Below are 18,197 nucleotides of genomic sequence, written 5' to 3' on the forward strand. Positions count from 1 at the left end.
GCAATCATCGGGGAGGTTCGTTAGGTGGACAGGGATACGCGCCGGCTCGAGATGGTCGTGCTGATGACGCCCGAAATGGCGAATTTCAGCGGCAAGGTGCATGGCGGTGCCTTGCTCAATCTCCTCGACCGCGTCGCTTTCTCATGCGCGTCCCGTTATTCCAACAAATACGCCGTCACGCTCTCGGTAGACCAGGTGGTGTTCCGCGAGCCGATCAATGTCGGCGAACTTGTCACCTTCCGGGCCTCGGTCAATTTCGCCGGCCGCACCTCGATGGAAATCGGCATCCACGTCGCGGCCGAAAACATTCGCTCCGGCCAGCGGCGCCACACAAATTCCTGCTACTTCACCATGGTGGCAGTGGACGAAGACGGCCGCCCGACCGGGATCCCGCCTTTTGTGCCGTCGACCGACATCGACCGCAGACGCCACCGCGCCGCTGAACTGCGCCGCGAACTGAGGCGGGAGTTCGAGGGGCGCTTTCGGGCCGCAGCGAATGCGGGCGAAGAGTAGCGGCGTGTATGTTGGATGGTGCAGCCACTCGCCACCCGCCGAAAACTCTCGGCCGTGACGAATGGCGTCTCAGCTGCCGGCAGATCGCTGCCGATGAACGTCCCTTGCTCTCTGGCGGCCTATCAAACATAGGCTGTCGTCAGTTGGATTCCCACGTGCCGTGGAGCCCGCGAAAAAGGATGATCCGATGCTTGAAAGAATAAACCCCGATATCAGGTGGAGTGACGCTGTCGTCGTAGGCAACCTGATTTTCGTCGCCGGCCACACCGCCGAGAAGACGCGAGGCCAATCGGTGCGCGAACAGACGGAAGAGGTGCTCCAGTTGCTCGACGAGACGCTGGCGCAGGCCGGGGTGACAAAGAGGAACCTCGCCATGGTGCAGATCTATCTGGCCGACATGTCGAACTTCGCCCAGATGAACGAAGCCTGGGACCGATGGGTCATCTCCGGCGAGGCGCCGGCGAGGGCGACGGTCGAATCCAGGCTCGCCTATCCCGATCTCGGCGTTGAAATCACGGCGGTAGCTGCGCGATAGGGCAGGTGAGGAATGCTGCCGGGCGCCGCCTCTCGTCAAGAAACCACCATCGCGTCGCGATGGATTTCAACGAAGACTCCGAAATCTTCCAGGGTTCGACGCGGCTGCCATCGCTCCTCAATGTTGGAAGCTTCACGGAGAAACCTGACGCACCATTCCTTTTTCCAGGCGACGGTGCGCAGTTCTTCCTCGGAGAGATCACTCAGATCTGAACTGTCATGTCGAACCCGTAGGATCGACAGTGTTTTCGAGTAACGTCCTTCATCAATGCGCAGGCGCTTTGACCGCAAGAGCGCGTTGATGTCCTTATCGGTCTTGGACATGTAGTAATCTTCCGCGACCAGATCGCCTGAGATGGGCTGACCCGGGAGCACCCTGACGCACAATGCCAAACCCGAAGCTCCCTATGAGGTCCCAGACTTGAAAGAGACCATCGACCGACGGTAGCCGGGCGGGATAACCCAGATCTTGCAGCTGGTGCGGCTGGCGAAGGATCAAATGCCCAATCATTTGGGATTTGGTAAGCGGCCGACCGCAACACCCGCCTGTCAGTGAGATGGGCGGGTGCAACTGATGAGCGAAGGAAATCAGGCCGATTTGGTTGTCGGGTAAGGCTCCTCCTTGACGCACGTCAAAGCGGACCAACGCCAACATGTCATGGTTTGCTCGGAGTGGAGCAAGTCAATGAGCTACAACACGATCCTCCTGCAACTCGATATCGACCGTCCTGTCCGGTCTAGGGTAGCATATGCAAAAGCCGCGGCTCTGATGTTTGACGCAGATTTGATAGGCTTCTGCGCGGCCGAGCCGAGATATGTCATGCCGACAGGTGACAGCGACCTTGCAATTGCAGAAGCGATGCAGCGCCAAGTCGACGAAATTGAGGACCGCCTCGCAAAGGTAAGGCAGGAATTCTTCCAGCTGGCAGGTGACGACAAACGTGTCTCCTGGCGTGGTGAAATCGGCAATCCCAACCAACTGCTAGCACTGCACTCGCGAGCGGCAGACTTGATCGTCGCGGGGTCTGGGCCTCTATCGGCAGTCGACTCCAACCGAACTGTGGACCATGGAACTTTGCTGCTTTCCGCAGGGCGCCCAGTGCTGCTGGCGCCTGCCGATTTCAAGCCCGTCAGCGCTGAGGCTGTCTTGATCGCCTGGAAGGATACGCGCGAGGCTCGGCGTGCAGTCGCAGATGCGATGCCATTCCTTACAGCTGCGTCGCGGGTGCGCGTCGTGGCTCTCGGAAGCGTCGACGGCACAGCGAGACAAGGCATCGATGATGTCGTCAGCTTTCTCGCTCGACATGGCGTTAGGGCAACCGCAGAGGCCATTGATGTCGGCGGAGCAGATGAGGCCGAAGCCTTACTCCAGATTGCCGATGAATATGGCGCTGATCTGCTTGTCTCCGGTGCCTACGGTCATAGCCGAATCCGAGAATGGGCGTTTGGCGGTGTCACTCGTGCCCTGCTTAGAAGTCCAGCGATAAATCGGCTGATGTCAAACTGACGGTGATCCAGGGTGCAGCAATGCCAGACCTTGAACTGGTTTCCATGTTGCCGAGCCCTTATGCGTATGTCTCGCGAAGTGGCACCTCTGCACAACTCGGCGACATGCTGGCTGTAAGCTTTGAGAAGCTCTACGGGGCGCTATCGTCGAGCATGGTCGTTCCGGCAGGTCCACGTCTGGTTCGCTATCGCAAGATCGACGAGAATGAGGTTCTTTTCGACGCAGGCTTCCCGATACGCGAGGATCAATTCAGAATCTTGCGTGGGTCCGGCTTAGGGCTTGGCGCAACGGCGGCCGGAGAAGCAGTCAAGGCTCAACAAGTTGGTTCCAGAGAGCCATTGACCGACACCTACAGGGCTGTGCTCGCGGAAATTCACGCGCGCGGGCTCACTGCGACTGGCGACATGTGGGAAGCCTATCCAGGCAGGTCGACAAGCGAGACTGTGACCGAACTGCTCTGGCCCCTTCGCGACGTGCCTGACTTCGTCTTCACGCCCAATGTGCCGTCATGGTCACCGCCAGTTTGACATACGTCAATGTGGTCGAGGGTGCTCGGCGTAACATTCAGGAACATCGTCTCAAGGAAGAGCTGGGAGAGCGCCTCTCCAACCTGCGCGGCCATCTGTGCACGCGGCGGAATAGCTGCCCAAACGAGGCGATAGGTCAACGTTCAAGAAGGATCAATTCCATGGCTGATACATCGACCAAACTTCCCGTAACGGCCGAGAAGGAAAATGTACCGCAGGCTCGCGGCGGAGGATGGACTTCGTTTGAGTCCTTGCGCCGAGAGGTCGATCGTCTCTTCGATGATTTCCATCCATTTGGTTGGCGAGGGGCTATTCCAAGGTTGCCAGAGCTACGCACTCCCTTTGCAGGCAATTGGCCATTGGCTCCTGCGATGGATCTGGTCGAAAAGGACGGGGAGTACGAAATCACGGCCGAACTCCCTGGGGCCGACGAGAAGGACATCGATATCAAGGTCACCAACCACGTGCTGACGATCAAGGGTGAAAAATCCGAGAAAAAGGAAGAGAAGAAGAAAGACTATTTCCTGTCAGAACGCCGTTACGGTTCATTCCAGCGGTCCGTTCAGATTCCCGAGGGGGTCGATGCCGACAAGATCGAAGCCACCTTTTCGAAGGGCATCTTGACTGTCAGGCTGCCGAAGACTGCGGAAGCCCAGAAGCCTGAAAAGACGATCACGGTGAAGGCCGCATAGGGCCAACCACAATGCTGAGTGTTGGCGCGTTCATGGCGCCGACACTCATGCCAGAAGGTCTCCGATGGTAGCGGACGAAAGCTAGCGTCCGCGCCCTGAGGCACCTGGGGCTTTCTGACAACGAGATCGCCAGATACTTCGCAACGACGTGGGGTGGTGAGGCTGATCTCCCAAACCACCAAAAGTCGAGACACTCCGGCAAAGGACATGGGGTCGACTCATGGGACACGCATCAAAGCCCAACTTCTCACACTCCGCCCAGCAAGCTCAGCAATGGGTGAATGAACTGGCTGCCGATCTCGGCTGGCCGGAAAACCTCTCTCATCGTTTGATGAGGGCAGTGCTTCAGGCGTTGCGCGACTGGCTGTCGCCAGAGGAGGCCGCGGATCTTTCTTCGCAGCTACCTGAGATGATCCGAGGAATCTATTTCGAAGGCTGGGATCCAGCGAAGTCGCCCGCCGTGGAGCGTGACAAACGTGACTTTGTGCTCCGAATCTCGAAGTCCTTGAACGAACAGCCCGAGGTCGACATCGAGGAAGGTATTGCAGCCGTATTCAGGCTCCTCGATCGGCATCTTTCCCATGGTGAAATCGTCCAGGTGAAGAATTCGATGCGCAAGTCGCTTCGACACCTTTGGCCGGAATGACGGCAATGTTCCGAGATAGGCAAGAGGCGGGCGAAAGGCTGGGGCTTGAATTGCTTGGCGCCAAGCTGGCCAAGCCCGTTGTTCTGGCGCTTCCCCGTGGGGGCATCCCAGTGGCCGCAGCCGTCGCTAGTGCGCTCGATGCTCCTCTCGACGTGCTCATTGTCCGCAAAGTTGGCGCGCCGGGGAACGCGGAATTGGCTGTCGCTGCAATCGTCGATGGCACGCCTCCGGATGTGGTCGTGAACCGCGAAATCGTCGAAGCGTATTCCCTGGGAGACGAGGAACTTGCTGCGCTGGTGAACGCAGAGCGTCCGGAACTGGAGCGGCGCAGCAGGCTTTTTCGAGGGGTCACCCGCTCCCATTCACTGGCTGGCAGAACTGCGGTCTTGGTCGACGACGGTGCCGCCACAGGGGCGACCCTGAAAGTCGCCTTGCGCGCGGTCAAGCGGCGGGGGCCGACACGTACCGTCGTGGCACTCCCTGTCGCACCGTCCGACGCGCTTGACGTTCTCCGACAGGAGGCCGACCAAGTCTTCTGCTTGAGTGCGCCAGGCCGCTTTCGCGCCCTGAGCTACCACTATCGCAGTTTCCCTCAGCTGACGGATGAGGACGCGATGAATGCGCTTCGGGCAGCCAACGAAGAGCGAAGGCTTCGGCATCCTCGATAAGACAATTCCGATGTCTTCTTCTCTCGGGCAGTTGCGGTGCATCTGCAAATGTTTGCTCTACGTCAAGGCGAAGATCTCCCGGAACGCTCATTCTGACCATGTTCAGGTCGATGTGGCTTCCTGAAACGTTGCTCAAGGAGACGCAGCATGAAAACCCAGATTTTTCTGCCACTCGCGACATATCCTGATCCAAACTCGGATGCCGTCGCCGTCAATGCCGTCGCTGTCGCGCAACAGCTGCATGCCGACCTGCATGTTCTAGCGATTCATGCGGAGATCCCACACGTTTCGAGTCCATTGTCACGAATTCTGATCGATGTCCCGGCGCGAATCCGGGAGGCCGAGGCAGTCAGTCGCAAAGCCGGCGATCACCTTCTCGCGAAAGTGGTCGAAGAAGGATCGCGACAGGGCGTTGCCGTCACCACTGCTTCCGAGGCCGTCCTTCTCGCGCTTCAGGGTGAAAATGCGGCAACCCATGCTAGGTATCATGACTTTGCGCTCGTGGGGTGGGAGCCGAACAACCAGACCTCCAGAATGATTGCGGAAGGGGTCATTTTCGACTCCGGCCGGCCAACCATCCTGCTGCCCGACTCGGCCAGCGCAGCCAAGATCGAGCACATCGCGATCGCATGGGACGGCAGCCGCGTGGCAGCTCGCGCCGTGGCCGATGCATTACCACTCCTGACGCACGCCTCCAGGATCCATGTTCTCACGATAGTCGACGAAAAGCCGCTGAAGGCAGCCGACATCGGCGAAAAGCTGGTCGCTTCATTGAGAAAGCGTGGGCTCAACGCGGATGCCGCAGACATCAAATCCGAAGACTGCCCGATCGCAATCACCTTGCAGGAACGGGCGATAGAGCTGGGTACGGACCTCCTGGTGATGGGGGGATACGGCCATTCCAGGGTTCGTGACTTCGTGCTTGGAGGGGCGACGGAAGGCGTGCTGACAGACCTGCGTCTGCCGATACTGATGTCGCATTGAGGAACGCGGCCATGGAGTTCTCGAGTAAAGTCGCGCTTGTCACCGGAGCTGGATCGGGCATAGGCGAGGCTGTGGCTCGAGAGCTTGCCGCGGGCGGTGCCAAGGTTGTTGTGGCAGACATCGACATCCACTCAGCGGCACGCGTGGCACAAGCCATCGTGGCTGAAAATGGCGAAGCCCACGCCTGTCAGGTCGACGTTGCTGATCCACGATCAGTTGAACAGATGGTCCGGTTCGCCGTGGAGACGTTCGGAGGCCTTCACCTTGCGGTCAACAATGCGGGCATAGGCGGCGTGGATACCGAAACGGCCGACTATCCGATCGATAATTGGCTAAGCGTGATGGAAGTGAATCTCGATGGTGTTTTCTACTGCATCAAGTTCCAGCTTCCGGCCATGCTGAAGTCCGGCGGAGGAGCGATCGTCAATATGTCTTCCATCCTGGGGTCGGTGGGTTGGAGCAAGGCTTGCGCATATGTTGCTGCAAAGCACGCTCTGGTTGGATTGACGAAAGCGGTAGCCATTGAATATGCAGCGAAGAATGTTCGCGTTAACGCCGTCGGCCCAGCGTTTATCGACACCCCACTCCTCAAAAAGAACCTGGACGATGAGACGATCGGACAGCTGGCGGCCCTGCACCCGTTGAACCGCCTCGGATCTGCGCGTGAGGTCGCGGCGCTGACCTGCTTCCTCTTGTCCGAAAGAGCAAGCTTCATAACGGGCAGCTATCATCTGGTCGACGGAGGTTACACGTCGCGATAGTCGCCCTCACGGCATCGCGAACCTCCCCGATTGCCAACGGCGAACACAAACTGCGGAGGCACAACATGAGACTTGTGGTTTCCTTGGGTGGGAATGCCCTCTTGCGCAAAGGGCAGGCGATCACGGCCGAGAACCAGCGCGAAAACGCCGCCATGGCCGCCATGTGGCTCGCGCCCGTGTTTAGGGAACACGACGTGGTGATCGCTCACGGCAGCGGCCCACAGTTGGCGATGCTCGCACTGCAGTCGTTTTCCTACAGGGTCGCCGAACCTACGCGTCTCGATCTGCTGTGCGCTCAAGCTGGGGGTGAGACAGGGTATCTGCTGGCTCGAGAGTTGCGGAACAAACTCGGGAGCGACCGACACGTTGTCGCGCACATGGCGCAGGTGCTGGTCAATGCCGATGACGAGGCTTTTGGGAAGCCGGCGAAGCCCATCGGACCCTTCTACGAACGGACCTACGCCCATCAATTGCGCCAGCTGCGTGGCTGGCAATTTGCGGATTTTGACGGCGAGTATCGACGTGTTGTCCCAGTTCCCCGCCTTCTAGAGACCATCGAGATTGGCGCAGCGAAATCTATGCTCGGGTCTGGTACGGCAGTTGTCATGTGCGGCCCCGTACCCGTCGCTGCGGGCTCTGGTGGTGAGTTGCACGGGATGGAGGCCCTGCCGGACAAAGACGAATTCGCTTCGCTCCTGGCACGAGAATTGGATGCCGACGGATTGCTGTTTCTGACGGACGTGCTGTCGGTTGCCACGGACTATGGCAAACCGGAACAGCGACAAATCAGACAAGCCACTCCCGCGTCGTTGGGAACGCTGGCCTTCGATCCGTCTTCGATGGGGCCTAAGGTGAAGGCCGCATGCGACTTCGTCGAGGCATCGCACAGATGGGCTGCCATCGGATCGATTTCGAATGTGGAACATGTCCTGTCACGGGAGGCCGGGACACGTGTTGTGCCAACCATGGCAGGCGCGATCGACTTCTGGCCGCGCTGATTCAACCTTACGGAGGTGAGGTCATGTGGGTTCGTTCTTTGTCTACTCTTGACTGCAGCAAGATTTTGGCTCGCAGTCATTTCGGCCACCTTGGTTGTTCCAAGGACGGACGGCCATATGTTGTGCCGTTCTACTTCTGTTACTCAGACAGCAGGCTTTACGCGTTCTCTATGCCTGGAAAGAAGATAGACTTCATGCGAGCCAATCCCTGCGTTTGCGTGCTGGTCGACGAAAGGGGAAGTGGCCGAGAGTGGCGCAGCGTGCTGGTCGATGGCCGATTCGAGGAGTTGAAAGGCGACACGCCGCAGAACAAGATCGATCAGGAGCATGCCTGGAACCTGCTCAGCAAACATGTGAACTGGTGGGAGCCAGGCGGTCTGAAACCCGATCAGCGTCCCATTGCCCAGCATTCATCCCACCTTTTCTTCCGGATTTACGTCGAACAAGTATCGGGCCGGGAGGCTGTCGAGGGGGAGCAATCTTGAAGGATGTTGGCAATCTGACGCGCGGGGCCGGTTCGATCTCTCCCACCGACCCCGCAGCTTAAGTTCAGCGTGCCATCAATACCGGGATTGAAACGTCTTCCAGGATCGATTTGGTTACGCCGCCGAAGATCTTCTCCCGCAGGCGGGAGTGGCCATATGCGCCCATCACGATCAGTTCAGCGGACATGTCCGAGGCATGCCGCTTCAGCACATCGGCGACTTTTTGCCCTGAACTCGGCAACCTGTCGACCGTGACCTTTGCGCCGTGGCGGGCCAGATAGGTCGCAACATCGGCTCCGGGCTCGTCGCCCTGACGGCCTTCACCCTCAAGCGGATCGACGAGGACCAGATGCACGTCGTCTGCGGCCCTCAGGATGTCGATAGCCTCCCGAACTGCGCGCGAGGCTTCGATGCGCGAATCCCATGCAACCATCACCTTCCTGGGCCGCAGCGTCGGCTTGCTGCCCTCGGGCGACAACAGCATTGGCTTGCCCGACGAGAAGAGCGCACCCTCAATCGTCTTGTCCCTGAGCGTTCCTCCTGACAGCAGATCCGGACCGACGAAGGTCAGATCAGAATATCGCGCGCGCCGTCCGATGATCTCGTCGGCCCAGGCCATTTCAGGATAGGCGTTGGAAACATCCGCCGAAATCGCGGCGCTGGCTAGCAATCGCGTGACCTCGGCCGTCCTCGTATCAAGCCTCTCGAGATCGGCGCGCCGCTCTTCCATCCAGGCATCGGACATCGGCGCTGCGTAGTCGCCAATGGGCGGAGGTGCCGCGAGCGTCACGGCAAGCACGGAAAGATGAGCGTCCACCTCCGCGCACAAGGAGGCGGCCAACTTGATGTCGTTGTCGCCGCGGTGGGTGCCGGTAACCGTTAGAATTGTCTTGAAGGCCATGGCTTGAATCCTCAGTCAATTGAAACCAGGTCTTCTGATAGCGCCCAGGATCGGAACATTCCTTGCTCTACGTCAATTCGTGAAAGCGCATGTGATTTGATCCGTATCAAGGTTACGCATGACCGGGACATTAGGCTCCAACCCGATGGGCTGAGGTCGCCATATGAAACGCTTGATCACAGTCGCTGTATTGATTTCAGGCAGCTCAATTTCTCTTCATGCTCAAGAGATGAGCTACGGGGAAACTGAGTTTCTAAATTCATGCGCGGCCTGCCATGGAAGTGGCGGGCGGGGCGATGGTCCTTTGGCTGCGGAACTACGAAGCGCACCGACTGATCTGACGCAGCTTGCCGAAAAGAACGGTGAAGAGTTTCCGTATCGGCGTGTGATGGCAACAATTGACGGCCGCTATGTTGTTCCAGGCCATGGCGAGCGCGACATGCCAGTCTGGGGGCAGCAATTCCTTCTAAGCGACAAACGCCTTTATGGTCCGGATGACGGACCCGTCGTGACGCAGGAGAGAATTCACGAGCTGGCAACGTTCATCGAGAGCCTGCAGAGGTGAAAACGAAAGCGTTGCTTCCTGAGGCCACAGGACGGATCGAGGGCATGGATAATGATCACCGATAACCAGGTCGCAGCAGTCGATTTCTTGATGGATGCCACCAGCCATGGTGATCCGCGGCCCGTGGAAATGATTGAGACGCACATTTCCCGCGTTTTCCTTGCAGGAGATCGCGCGTTCAAGATGAAGCGGGCGGTGCAGCTTCCGTACGTGGACTTCTCATCGGCGGATCGTAGGCTTGCTGTTTGTCAGCTGGAGGTGGAACGCAACTCAAAGACGGCACCGGAGCTTTATCTCGGGGTGAGACGGTTGACGCGAAGGCCTGACGGCCGTCTGGAGTTTGATGGAAGGGGAGATCTCATTGACGCTGTGGTCGAGATGCGACGTTTCGATCAATCTGCCTTGCTCGACAAGATGGCAGTGGCAGATGAATTGACACCGCAACTGATGACCGACGTTGCCCATACGATCATTAGATTCCATCGTGATGCGCCTGTGGCCCATGGCTGCGGAGGTGCTGCCAATCTTCAGCGCGTGCTCGACATCAATCTTGCAGGGTTCGGCACGAGCCATGTGTTCTCCAGATCCGAGGTCGAGGAGTTCGATGGCCTCTTCCGGACAGCCCTACAACGGCAGGGGGGGCTGCTAGACAGTCGGGAACGACATGGAAAGGTGCGTCGATGCCATGGCGACCTTCACTTGCGCAACATCTGCCTCTTCCAGGGCAAGCCACGTCTGTTCGACTGCATCGAGTTCAACGACGACATCTCTACCGTCGATGTCCTCTACGACCTTGCGTTTTTGTTGATGGACCTTTGGCATCGGGGGCTGCACGAGTTTTCTAACCTGGTTGCGAACCGCTATCTCGATGAAGCAGACGATGAGGACGGTTTCGTACTCCTGCCGCTGCTAATGGCAATCCGTGCAGCTGTACGCGCACACGTCACTGCCACGCAGGCTGAAGAAGGCGGGCCCCAAAAGACGCGACTTGCAGCGGATGCACGATCGTACTTCAAACTCGCGCGTCAGCTTCTGGCCGCTTGCCCGCCCCGTCTCGTGGCGATTGGTGGCCTCAGCGGCTCCGGCAAGACAACGGTCGCAGAAGCGCTTGCAGCACATATTGGAGCTCCGCCAGGCGCACGCGTCGTCGAAAGTGATCGCATTCGGAAAATCCTTCATGGTGTGGCACCCGAAACCCGGCTGCCTGAAAGGGCCTATGCTCCCGAAGTTTCCGAGCGCGTTTATGCGGAGATGGCCTGGCGTGCAGGACTTATCCTGTCTCAGGGGGCGTCGGTGGTGGCAGATGCCGTTTTCGAGCGTCCGAAAGACAGGAACAGAATGGAACTCTGCGCTACAGAACGGGGGGTGCCGTTTGCGGGATTTTGGTTGGAGGCCGATGCCAACCTGCTTTGGTCGCGGGTGAGCGAGCGAAGTGGGGGCGTGTCAGATGCGACGGTGGACGTGCTGTCGCGTCAGCTTCGCAGGTCGGTTGCCGATGTCGGCTGGCAAAGACTGAATGCCGCCCAGACACCTGCCGGCGTTGTCTCAGACATTCTGGTCGCCACGGATCGCGGGGTTTCCTGCTGAACAGTCAGTCGTTGGCTTCGGCATTCGCGCGAGGTTTCAGCCGCAGCGATGCCCGGCAGAGGCCGGGGTCATCGACTTCATGCTGGATCATAAATCCCAGGACGCGGCACATCGACAGCATCTTGTGGTTCTCGGCAAGCATCATGCCTTCGATCTTGGCGATTCCGTCCTCACGGGCATAGTCGATAAGCTGGTTGAGCAATTCCCAGCCGATGCCCTGGCCCTGCAGATCCGTTCGGACGAGCAGCGCATATTCTGCGACGACGTGATCCGGGTCGCATGAGAGGCGACCGATGCCGGCAAGCTCGTCACCACCACGCGCAATGACTACGAAGGCTATCTCGCGGTCGTAGTCGAGCTGGGTCATCCGCTTTAGCATCTGGTCTGGAAAATGCTTGCGAGGACTGAGAAATCGTAGCCGCATGTCTTCCCGCGTGACCTTAGCCAGGAATGCCGGATAGAGTGCGACATCTGTCGGCTTGATCGGCCGGATGATGTATCGCTGCCCTTTGACCTCGATGTCTCGCTCCCACATTGATGGATATGGACGAATGACGAGATCGGCATTGGGTGCGGGGTCCTCGACCAACGATGGATCGAACTGAATGCGGGCATCCAGGGCGACCGCTCCCTCGCGATCCGACAACAGAGGATTAATGTCCATTGACTTGATGCAGCGAAAGTCGACGACCAGTCGCGAAACACTGTCCAAGGTACCCAATATGGCGGCTCGATTGGCTGGTTCGCGATCACGATATCCTGCCAACAATCGGCCTGCCCGCGTATTGTCGATGAGATCTCCGGCCAATACGTCGTCGAGCGGAGGCAAAGACACTGCCGTGTCGTCAAGCAATTCAACGGCAACGCCGCCGCTTCCGAACATAATCACAGGCCCGAAAATCGGGTCTTGATGGATGCCTACGAGCAGTTCGTATGCGCTCCGTCTGCTAATCATGGGCTGGACAGTGAAACCGTCCACCGACGCATCAGGCGCAGAGTGCTGTACGCGAAGGCAGATGGCCTCGGCGGCATCCCGCGCAGCTTCAGCAGAACCCAGGTCGAGAGCCACCCCGCCAACGTCTGATTTGTGAGAGATGTCCCTGGACACAAGCTTGACGACGACCTTGTCGGCACTCAGGAGCATAGCTGCCGCAGCCTTCTCGACATCTGCGGGTGACTTTGCGACTACGGTCTTTGGCGTTGCAATGCCATATGCCGCGATCAGCTCCTTCGCTTCGGCCTCCGTCAACATTTGCCGTCCATCAGCCGCAGCCGCCCGGAAGATTGCTATCGCGTGGGAGCGGTCAGCCATGTAAGCGCTCCCGGACTCCGGCGGCACTCGCATCAATGCGGCCTGGGCTCGCGACCACTCGCTGAGATATGATGCTGCCTGAGCTGCCTCAGCCGGAGTCTCGAAACTCGGGACCCCGGCGTTCTGCAAAAGGTGCCGCCCCTGTCGTGCCGTGCTTTCTCCAAGCCAGCAGGTGATCAACGGCTTTCCGTCTATCTTTCCGCTTCGGGCGATTGAAGAAACGGCCAATGCCGCATCGGTCGAAGAGGCGAGGCCAGTCGGGCAATTTAGAACCATCAGGGCATCGGTTCCGGGGTCGGCTGCGACGGCTTCAATGGCTTCGGCATATCTACGTGGCGATGCGTCACCGATGATGTCTACCGGGTTTCCTTTCGACCAGGTCGACGGCAGACAGGCGTTAAGGCGTTCAACCGTCGCGGGAGCGAACGCAGCGAGTTCACAGCGACGATCAAGCAAGTCGTCGACCGCGAGGACTCCGGCACCACCGCCATTGGTTACGATGCCTAGGCGGGTTTGTTGAAGCGGCCCCAGAAGAGCTAGTATCTCTGCCGCATCGAACAGCTCAATGAGACCTCCGACGCGAAGAATTCCCGCCCGGGTGAAAGCAGCGCTGACCGCGCGGTCACCGCCGGCAAGTGCGCCAGTGTGTGTCATGGCCGCCTTTGCAGCCTGATCATGTCGGCCTGATTTTATCGCGACCACCGGTTTGAGCCGAGCTGCCGCCCGTGCAGCCGACATGAATTTCCGCGGATGGGGGATAGTTTCCAGGTACATCAGGATCGCATGCGTGGACGGGTCACTGGCGAGCAGGTCGAGGTAGTCGCCAACATCAACATCGGCCATGTCGCCCAGGGACACGATGTGGGAAAAGCCGACATTGTTGTCGAGTGACCAGTCTACCAGCGCTGTCACGATCGCCCCGGACTGGGAAAGCAGCGCGATGCCGCCCGGGGACGCATTGCAATGCGAAAAGCTGGCGTTGAGTTTCAGCTTGGGCGTGAGCAAGCCAAGCGTGTTAGGCCCAACTATTCGAAACAGATTGGGCTTTGCGGCCTCGAGCATTGCCTGCTTGAGGCCGTTTTCCACCGTCAGGCCGGCAGTGATTACGACAGCCGCCTTGCTGCCTATGTTGCCGAGATCCCGGACAATGCCTGGAACCGTTTCGGCAGGGGTAACGATCACGCTGAGATCGGGTGCCTCGGGAAGTTCTTTGGCGCTTCGATAGCAAGGTCTGCCCGCGATCTCACGATACTTTGGATTGACTGGCCAGATCGGTCCTTCGAACCCTCCCTGGACAATGTTCTCTATGACCACCGCGCCTACCGAGCCGGGCCGGGTCGATGCGCCGAATATGGCGATCGATCTGGGATGCAGCACGAATTCCAGGTTGCGGATGGTCAAAGCGACTTCCTCCTCCATGGACCAGTACGGCTCCGCGTTGCAGGACGCATTGCCCTAGATCAATTCCCGATGTCGCCGTTCAGATTGACATGCATCAAGGCTCGTCGGGTCAACCCGTGCTTCATTTGTGAAAAAGGAGGAACCAAATGAACATGCAGTTCACCAAGCTCATGCTGGTTGCTGCAGTCGCGATTGTTGCCCTGACCAGCGAAGTCCCAGGGACTCTGGCCCAGATGCGTGGCCCGTTGATGTTCCAAGGTCACCAAATGATGTCCGCGGATGAGATGGCCACGATGATGGACCGGATGCGTAGCGCAAAGTCCGACGAGGAATGCGACGCTATCCGGGCCGAGCACCACGAGGCCATGCAGAAACGCGCAGCGGAACTGGGGATCACCCTGCCACAAGACTCCGAATGGGAACACATGCCATCCGGATGCGGCACTGGGATGATGGGTGGCAATGCCCAGAAATCGCCGACGACCAAGTGAAGCATCCTGACGGATCCGGCAATCTCGAGACCTTCAAAAGGATCACGCAATGGCTCACAAACAAGTGTTGTTTCGTTCGGAGGCTCGCGAGAAGATATTGCGAGGCGCTGCCCAGCTCGCCGACGCGGTTCGAGTTACACTCGGACCGCGTTCGAAGTCGGTTCTGATCGAGGCAAAATGGGGTCCGCCAATAGTCTGCAATGATGGCGTTACGATCGCCAAAGAGTTCGACCTCAGGGATCCGGAGGAAAATCTCGGAGCCCGGATGCTCAGGCAGGCAGCCGAAAAAACGGGCGAGATGGTGGGTGACGGAACCAGCACTTCGACCATTCTTGCTCAAGCGATGCTCGCTGATGGCGTTCGAAACGTCGTGGCAGGTGCCAGCGCCATCGATATCAAGCGAGGTCTCGATCGCGCTGCGAAAAGAGCGATCGAAGCATTGAAGGCAGCTTCCAAACCGGTTCAGACCCGATGGGAAAGGGAACAGGTCGCTGCGATCTCGGCGCACAATGATGCCGGGATTGGCGAACTGATTGGAGCGGCCATGGAGAAAGTCGGCGATGACGGTGTCATCACCGTTGAAGAGGCAAAGACGACGGAGACAGTCCTCGACGTGGTCGAGGGCATGCAGTTCGACCGTGGTTACCTTTCACCATATTTCGCGACTGATACGGAGAAGATGGAGGCGGTCCTTGAGGACGCGCTTGTAATGGTCGTGGACCGCAAGATTGGTACGCTGAACGATCTGGTTAAGCTTCTCGAGGCCGTGGCCAAGTCCGGCGCGCCTCTTCTGATCGTGGCCGAGGAGGTTGAGGGAGATGCTCTTGCGACGCTCATCGTCAACCACATCCGCGGGACACTGAAGAGCTGTGCCGTCAAGGCGCCAGGTTTCGGCGACAGGCGTAAGGCAATGCTTGAGGACATCGCAGTTCTGACGGGAGGACAGCTCATCTCGGAGCAGTTGGGTATCAAGCTTGAAAATGTCTCGGTCGAGCAACTCGGCCGTGCCCGCCGCGTCGTGTGCGACAAGGAAAACACGACAATCGTAGGCGGCGGCGGAAAGCGCAAGGCAATTGATGCCAGGATCGAGCAGATTCGCCGGGAGATAGAGAATACCACCAGCGATTATGATCGCGAAAAGCTGCAGGAGCGGCTCGCAAAGCTCACTGGGGGCGTTGCGGTAATCAAGGTGGGGGCTCCCACCGAATCCGAGATGAAATCACGAAAAGAGGCCTTGGACGACGCAATCAGCGCCACCAAGGCAGCTATCGCAGAGGGCATCGTTCCCGGTGGCGGGCTTGCACTCCTGCGCTGTACGACGGCTGTCGAGGAGGAAGAGAAGCTCGTTGACGGCGACGAGCGTACGGGAGTGCAGATCTTGAAACGGGCGCTCGAAATTCCGGTGCGCCAGATAGCGGAGAATTCCGCAGTCGATGGTGGTGTCGTCGTTGCGAGAATGCTGGAAGGGAAAGACAATTTCGGCTTTGACGCTGGTCGCAAGCAGTATGTCGATCTCGTCGAGGCGGGTATCATCGATCCGACCAAGGTCGTGCGCATTGCGTTGGAAAATGCAGTTTCGGTAGCTAGCACGTTGCTGCTGACCGAAGCCACGATGACGGAGATTCCCGAAGAAAAGGGAGTTCGACCGACCGACACGAACATGTCGATGTAGTCGGATGCGCTGACTAATGTTCAGCTGTCAGCGGACGCTCAATAACTGCCGACGAAACTCTTCAACGAAGAAGGACCGAAAGCCGCTCTTCTTGGGCTTTCGATCCGCGCGGTTGGGCGAAATGCTCTCAACTTGACAAGAACCGATTGAGCCGGGCTTCATCGAGCAATGCGCGCGTGACCCCACCAAACGCCCACTCTCTCAATCGGCTGTGCCCGTACGCGCCCGACACCACGAGGTCAGCACCGCTACGGTCGATGAAATTGAACAACATGAGATATTCATCGGGGCTTTCGATCAATCTTGGCGTGGCTTTGATGCCATGTTCCGCCAGGAAAGCGACTACATTGTTTAGGCCATCTCGAATGACTTGATCTGCCTCAGCCGTCACGGTCACCACCGTCACTTCTTTGGCCGCGACAAGCAGAGGCAGTGCGTCGGCTACGGCGCGTCGGGCTTCGCGTGTGTCCTTCCATGCCACAACGATGCGCTCGGCACCAAACTGCTCCACCTTGTCGCGCACGACCAAAACCGGACGGCCCGCACGAAGAACGACACTCGCGGGACTGGCGTGCTTATAGGAATCTCCGGTAGCCGCGCCCTCTGAAGCCGCCATGACGATGAGGTCCGCTGACTGGGCTGCCTGGACCACTGCATGGGTGGGGTTGGTCAGGCTCTGCCGCCATTCGGTCCGCACCGATCCCGTGGTCAACCGCTCAAACTCTGCCCGCACTTTCGTGAAGCGCTTCTCGATGTTGTCCCGCATCTGTTGCCATGCTTCCGCTGTCATGACCCCAGCCATAGGCAGCGGTGCGTCGGCCCCACAGAGACCGATCAATCTTGCGTCGTGGGATCTCGCGATATCGATTGCCACCGTCACAATCGGAATGACCGGTCCGTCGATATCGATGTTCACAAGGACGGATTTGTAGCTCATTTCTGCGCCTCGAAATCAGGATCCAACTCGATCTACAATGGCGCAAGCAGGGGTGAACGCCTTGACGCGGATCAATTGACAATCCCTGTCGAAGATGGGTTGTGCGCCACGTCATGCGCGTGAATCCGGGTGCCCCTAGTTCCGGCCACGATGGCCGAAGCGTCTTCGAGACGTCCGATTGCGCCAGGCCGACCTGTTGCATGCGCGAACTCGATGGCCGCGGCCATTTTCGGACGCATCGAGCCAGGAGCGAAGTCATCCAGCGAGAGCTCGGAAACACTGACCTGATCGAGGGGGCGAGCGCGTGGCGTCCCCCAATTTTCGTAGGCAGCATCTACGTCCGTCAGCATGAGCAAGAAGTCCGCATCAAGCTGTCGCGCCAGTAGGGAAGATGCCAAATCCTTGTCGATGACTGCTTCGATCCCGGCTAGGCTTCCGTCGCTCAGCTCGACTACCGGAATGCCTCCCCCGCCGGCGCAGATAACGGTCACGCCGCCCTCGGTCAGGAAGCTGATCACCTGGACTTCCAGGATTTCAAGCGGTTTCGGCGAGGCAACGACACGCCGCCACTTCTCGCCGTCAGGCGCGATGTGCCAGCCCCGTTCGGCAGCCAGCTTTGTCGCCATCGCCTTATCATACATTGGTCCGATCGGTTTCGTCGGCTTGCTGAAGGCAGGGTCGTGCGGATTGACTTTGACCTGGGTGAGAAGGGTGGCGAAATGCCGATCTCTCATGACGTTGCCAAGTTCCTGTTGAAGAACATAGCCGATCATTCCTGCACTTTCTGCGTCGAGCACGTCCAGTGGAAATGGCTCGCCCGAAGACGCGGCCGCCTGCAGGGCAAGCAGCCCGACCTGCGGACCGTTTCCATGAGTGATCACCAGGGCATGGCCCTGGCTCACGAGGTCGGCGAGTGACCGGGCAGCTCTTCTGATGTTGGCGCGCTGGTTTTCTGCCGTCATCGGTTCGCCTCGCTTCAATAGGGCGTTGCCTCCAAGCGCCACAACGATACGCAT

Annotated in this window: 20 protein-coding genes; 15 read left to right on the plus strand and 5 right to left on the minus strand. The window is 58.8% G+C overall.

Features of this window, described 5'->3' with window-relative positions:
* Positions 1-51 precede the first annotated feature (51 nt).
* Together IG197_RS26735 and IG197_RS26740 are read left to right on the plus strand one after the other, a co-directional pair.
* The gene (locus tag IG197_RS26735; RefSeq protein WP_192320004.1) at positions 52-513 is read left to right on the plus strand and encodes an acyl-CoA thioesterase; all 462 of its coding nucleotides are present in this window, start codon (positions 52-54) and stop codon (positions 511-513) included.
* Positions 514-700: 187 nt separating this feature from the next.
* Positions 701-1,048: a RidA family protein gene (locus IG197_RS26740; protein ID WP_067966427.1), complete on the plus strand. Its 348-nt coding sequence runs from the start codon at positions 701-703 to the stop codon at positions 1,046-1,048.
* Between the two features lie 35 nt (positions 1,049-1,083).
* Here the strand turns inward: IG197_RS26740 and IG197_RS26745 are convergent, their stop codons facing one another.
* Complete coding sequence (locus tag IG197_RS26745; protein ID WP_192315906.1) at positions 1,084-1,371, minus strand: hypothetical protein; 288 nt, start codon at positions 1,369-1,371, stop codon at positions 1,084-1,086.
* 361 nt (positions 1,372-1,732) lie between these two features.
* Between IG197_RS26745 and IG197_RS26750 the strand changes: the two genes are divergently transcribed.
* The 9 genes from IG197_RS26750 (at position 1,733) to IG197_RS26790 (ending at position 8,315) form a co-directional block, all read left to right on the plus strand.
* Complete coding sequence (locus tag IG197_RS26750) at positions 1,733-2,554, plus strand: universal stress protein (RefSeq protein ID WP_192315908.1); 822 nt, start codon at positions 1,733-1,735, stop codon at positions 2,552-2,554.
* A 20-nt stretch (positions 2,555-2,574) separates the two neighbouring features.
* A complete protein-coding gene (locus IG197_RS26755; protein WP_192315909.1) occupies positions 2,575-3,081 on the plus strand; it encodes a hypothetical protein in 507 nt (168 codons plus the stop codon).
* 161 nt (positions 3,082-3,242) lie between these two features.
* A complete protein-coding gene (locus IG197_RS26760; RefSeq protein ID WP_192320006.1) occupies positions 3,243-3,773 on the plus strand; it encodes an Hsp20/alpha crystallin family protein in 531 nt (176 codons plus the stop codon).
* A gap of 220 nt (positions 3,774-3,993) precedes the next feature.
* Positions 3,994-4,419 carry a DUF2267 domain-containing protein gene (locus IG197_RS26765; protein ID WP_067961380.1) on the plus strand — a complete coding sequence of 142 codons (426 nt, stop codon included), beginning with the start codon at positions 3,994-3,996 and terminating at the stop codon, positions 4,417-4,419.
* A 50-nt stretch (positions 4,420-4,469) separates the two neighbouring features.
* Entirely contained in the window at positions 4,470-5,087 is a 618-nt protein-coding gene (locus IG197_RS26770; protein WP_371746497.1) for a phosphoribosyltransferase, read from the plus strand.
* A gap of 147 nt (positions 5,088-5,234) precedes the next feature.
* A complete protein-coding gene (locus tag IG197_RS26775; protein ID WP_192315911.1) occupies positions 5,235-6,071 on the plus strand; it encodes a universal stress protein in 837 nt (278 codons plus the stop codon).
* A gap of 11 nt (positions 6,072-6,082) precedes the next feature.
* The gene (locus IG197_RS26780) at positions 6,083-6,832 is read left to right on the plus strand and encodes an SDR family NAD(P)-dependent oxidoreductase (RefSeq protein ID WP_192315913.1); all 750 of its coding nucleotides are present in this window, start codon (positions 6,083-6,085) and stop codon (positions 6,830-6,832) included.
* Between the two features lie 65 nt (positions 6,833-6,897).
* Positions 6,898-7,830, plus strand: coding sequence for a carbamate kinase (locus IG197_RS26785; protein ID WP_192315915.1), 933 nt, complete (start codon positions 6,898-6,900; stop codon positions 7,828-7,830).
* Between the two features lie 23 nt (positions 7,831-7,853).
* Positions 7,854-8,315, plus strand: coding sequence for a pyridoxamine 5'-phosphate oxidase family protein (locus IG197_RS26790; RefSeq protein WP_192315917.1), 462 nt, complete (start codon positions 7,854-7,856; stop codon positions 8,313-8,315).
* A gap of 64 nt (positions 8,316-8,379) precedes the next feature.
* Here the strand turns inward: IG197_RS26790 and IG197_RS26795 are convergent, their stop codons facing one another.
* The gene (locus tag IG197_RS26795) at positions 8,380-9,216 is read right to left on the minus strand and encodes a universal stress protein (protein WP_154383998.1); all 837 of its coding nucleotides are present in this window, start codon (positions 9,214-9,216) and stop codon (positions 8,380-8,382) included.
* A gap of 163 nt (positions 9,217-9,379) precedes the next feature.
* Between IG197_RS26795 and IG197_RS26800 the strand changes: the two genes are divergently transcribed.
* Entirely contained in the window at positions 9,380-9,781 is a 402-nt protein-coding gene (locus tag IG197_RS26800; protein WP_067961394.1) for a cytochrome c, read from the plus strand.
* A gap of 51 nt (positions 9,782-9,832) precedes the next feature.
* Complete coding sequence (locus IG197_RS26805; protein WP_192315919.1) at positions 9,833-11,368, plus strand: bifunctional aminoglycoside phosphotransferase/ATP-binding protein; 1,536 nt, start codon at positions 9,833-9,835, stop codon at positions 11,366-11,368.
* Between the two features lie 4 nt (positions 11,369-11,372).
* Here the strand turns inward: IG197_RS26805 and IG197_RS26810 are convergent, their stop codons facing one another.
* Entirely contained in the window at positions 11,373-14,099 is a 2,727-nt protein-coding gene (locus IG197_RS26810; RefSeq protein WP_192315921.1) for a bifunctional acetate--CoA ligase family protein/GNAT family N-acetyltransferase, read from the minus strand.
* A 128-nt stretch (positions 14,100-14,227) separates the two neighbouring features.
* On the opposite strand from IG197_RS26810, the gene IG197_RS26815 reads away from it, so the two are divergent.
* The gene (locus tag IG197_RS26815) at positions 14,228-14,572 is read left to right on the plus strand and encodes a hypothetical protein (RefSeq protein ID WP_192315923.1); all 345 of its coding nucleotides are present in this window, start codon (positions 14,228-14,230) and stop codon (positions 14,570-14,572) included.
* Between the two features lie 49 nt (positions 14,573-14,621).
* On the plus strand, positions 14,622-16,244 hold the full coding sequence (groL, locus tag IG197_RS26820; protein ID WP_192315925.1) for a chaperonin GroEL: 1,623 nt from the start codon (positions 14,622-14,624) through the stop codon (positions 16,242-16,244).
* A gap of 127 nt (positions 16,245-16,371) precedes the next feature.
* Here groL and IG197_RS26825 read toward each other — a convergent pair whose 3' ends face one another.
* Positions 16,372-17,181 (minus strand): universal stress protein, encoded by an 810-nt coding sequence (locus tag IG197_RS26825; RefSeq protein WP_192315927.1) that lies wholly within the window; start codon positions 17,179-17,181, stop codon positions 16,372-16,374.
* A gap of 71 nt (positions 17,182-17,252) precedes the next feature.
* On the minus strand, positions 17,253-18,197 hold the full coding sequence (gene arcC / locus IG197_RS26830) for a carbamate kinase (protein WP_192315929.1): 945 nt from the start codon (positions 18,195-18,197) through the stop codon (positions 17,253-17,255).

Source organism: Aminobacter sp. SR38 (assembly GCF_014843375.1).
Classification (GTDB): Bacteria; Pseudomonadota; Alphaproteobacteria; order Rhizobiales; family Rhizobiaceae; genus Aminobacter; species Aminobacter ciceronei.

Excerpts from the sequence above, each read along its gene's own strand:
- IG197_RS26735 (WP_192320004.1), top strand. The coding sequence starts at position 52 with ATGGTCGTGCTGATGACGCCCGAAATGGCGAATTTCAGCGGCAAGGTG.
- IG197_RS26740 (WP_067966427.1), top strand. The coding sequence starts at position 701 with ATGCTTGAAAGAATAAACCCCGATATCAGGTGGAGTGACGCTGTCGTC.
- IG197_RS26745 (WP_192315906.1), bottom strand. The coding sequence starts at position 1,371 with ATGTCCAAGACCGATAAGGACATCAACGCGCTCTTGCGGTCAAAGCGC.
- IG197_RS26750 (WP_192315908.1), top strand. The coding sequence starts at position 1,733 with ATGAGCTACAACACGATCCTCCTGCAACTCGATATCGACCGTCCTGTC.
- IG197_RS26755 (WP_192315909.1), top strand. The coding sequence starts at position 2,575 with ATGCCAGACCTTGAACTGGTTTCCATGTTGCCGAGCCCTTATGCGTAT.
- IG197_RS26760 (WP_192320006.1), top strand. The coding sequence starts at position 3,243 with ATGGCTGATACATCGACCAAACTTCCCGTAACGGCCGAGAAGGAAAAT.
- IG197_RS26765 (WP_067961380.1), top strand. The coding sequence starts at position 3,994 with ATGGGACACGCATCAAAGCCCAACTTCTCACACTCCGCCCAGCAAGCT.
- IG197_RS26775 (WP_192315911.1), top strand. The coding sequence starts at position 5,235 with ATGAAAACCCAGATTTTTCTGCCACTCGCGACATATCCTGATCCAAAC.
- IG197_RS26780 (WP_192315913.1), top strand. The coding sequence starts at position 6,083 with ATGGAGTTCTCGAGTAAAGTCGCGCTTGTCACCGGAGCTGGATCGGGC.
- IG197_RS26785 (WP_192315915.1), top strand. The coding sequence starts at position 6,898 with ATGAGACTTGTGGTTTCCTTGGGTGGGAATGCCCTCTTGCGCAAAGGG.
- IG197_RS26790 (WP_192315917.1), top strand. The coding sequence starts at position 7,854 with ATGTGGGTTCGTTCTTTGTCTACTCTTGACTGCAGCAAGATTTTGGCT.
- IG197_RS26795 (WP_154383998.1), bottom strand. The coding sequence starts at position 9,216 with ATGGCCTTCAAGACAATTCTAACGGTTACCGGCACCCACCGCGGCGAC.
- IG197_RS26800 (WP_067961394.1), top strand. The coding sequence starts at position 9,380 with ATGAAACGCTTGATCACAGTCGCTGTATTGATTTCAGGCAGCTCAATT.
- IG197_RS26805 (WP_192315919.1), top strand. The coding sequence starts at position 9,833 with ATGATCACCGATAACCAGGTCGCAGCAGTCGATTTCTTGATGGATGCC.
- IG197_RS26810 (WP_192315921.1), bottom strand. The coding sequence starts at position 14,099 with ATGGAGGAGGAAGTCGCTTTGACCATCCGCAACCTGGAATTCGTGCTG.
- IG197_RS26815 (WP_192315923.1), top strand. The coding sequence starts at position 14,228 with ATGAACATGCAGTTCACCAAGCTCATGCTGGTTGCTGCAGTCGCGATT.
- groL (WP_192315925.1), top strand. The coding sequence starts at position 14,622 with ATGGCTCACAAACAAGTGTTGTTTCGTTCGGAGGCTCGCGAGAAGATA.
- IG197_RS26825 (WP_192315927.1), bottom strand. The coding sequence starts at position 17,181 with ATGAGCTACAAATCCGTCCTTGTGAACATCGATATCGACGGACCGGTC.
- arcC (WP_192315929.1), bottom strand. The coding sequence starts at position 18,197 with ATGCGTATCGTTGTGGCGCTTGGAGGCAACGCCCTATTGAAGCGAGGC.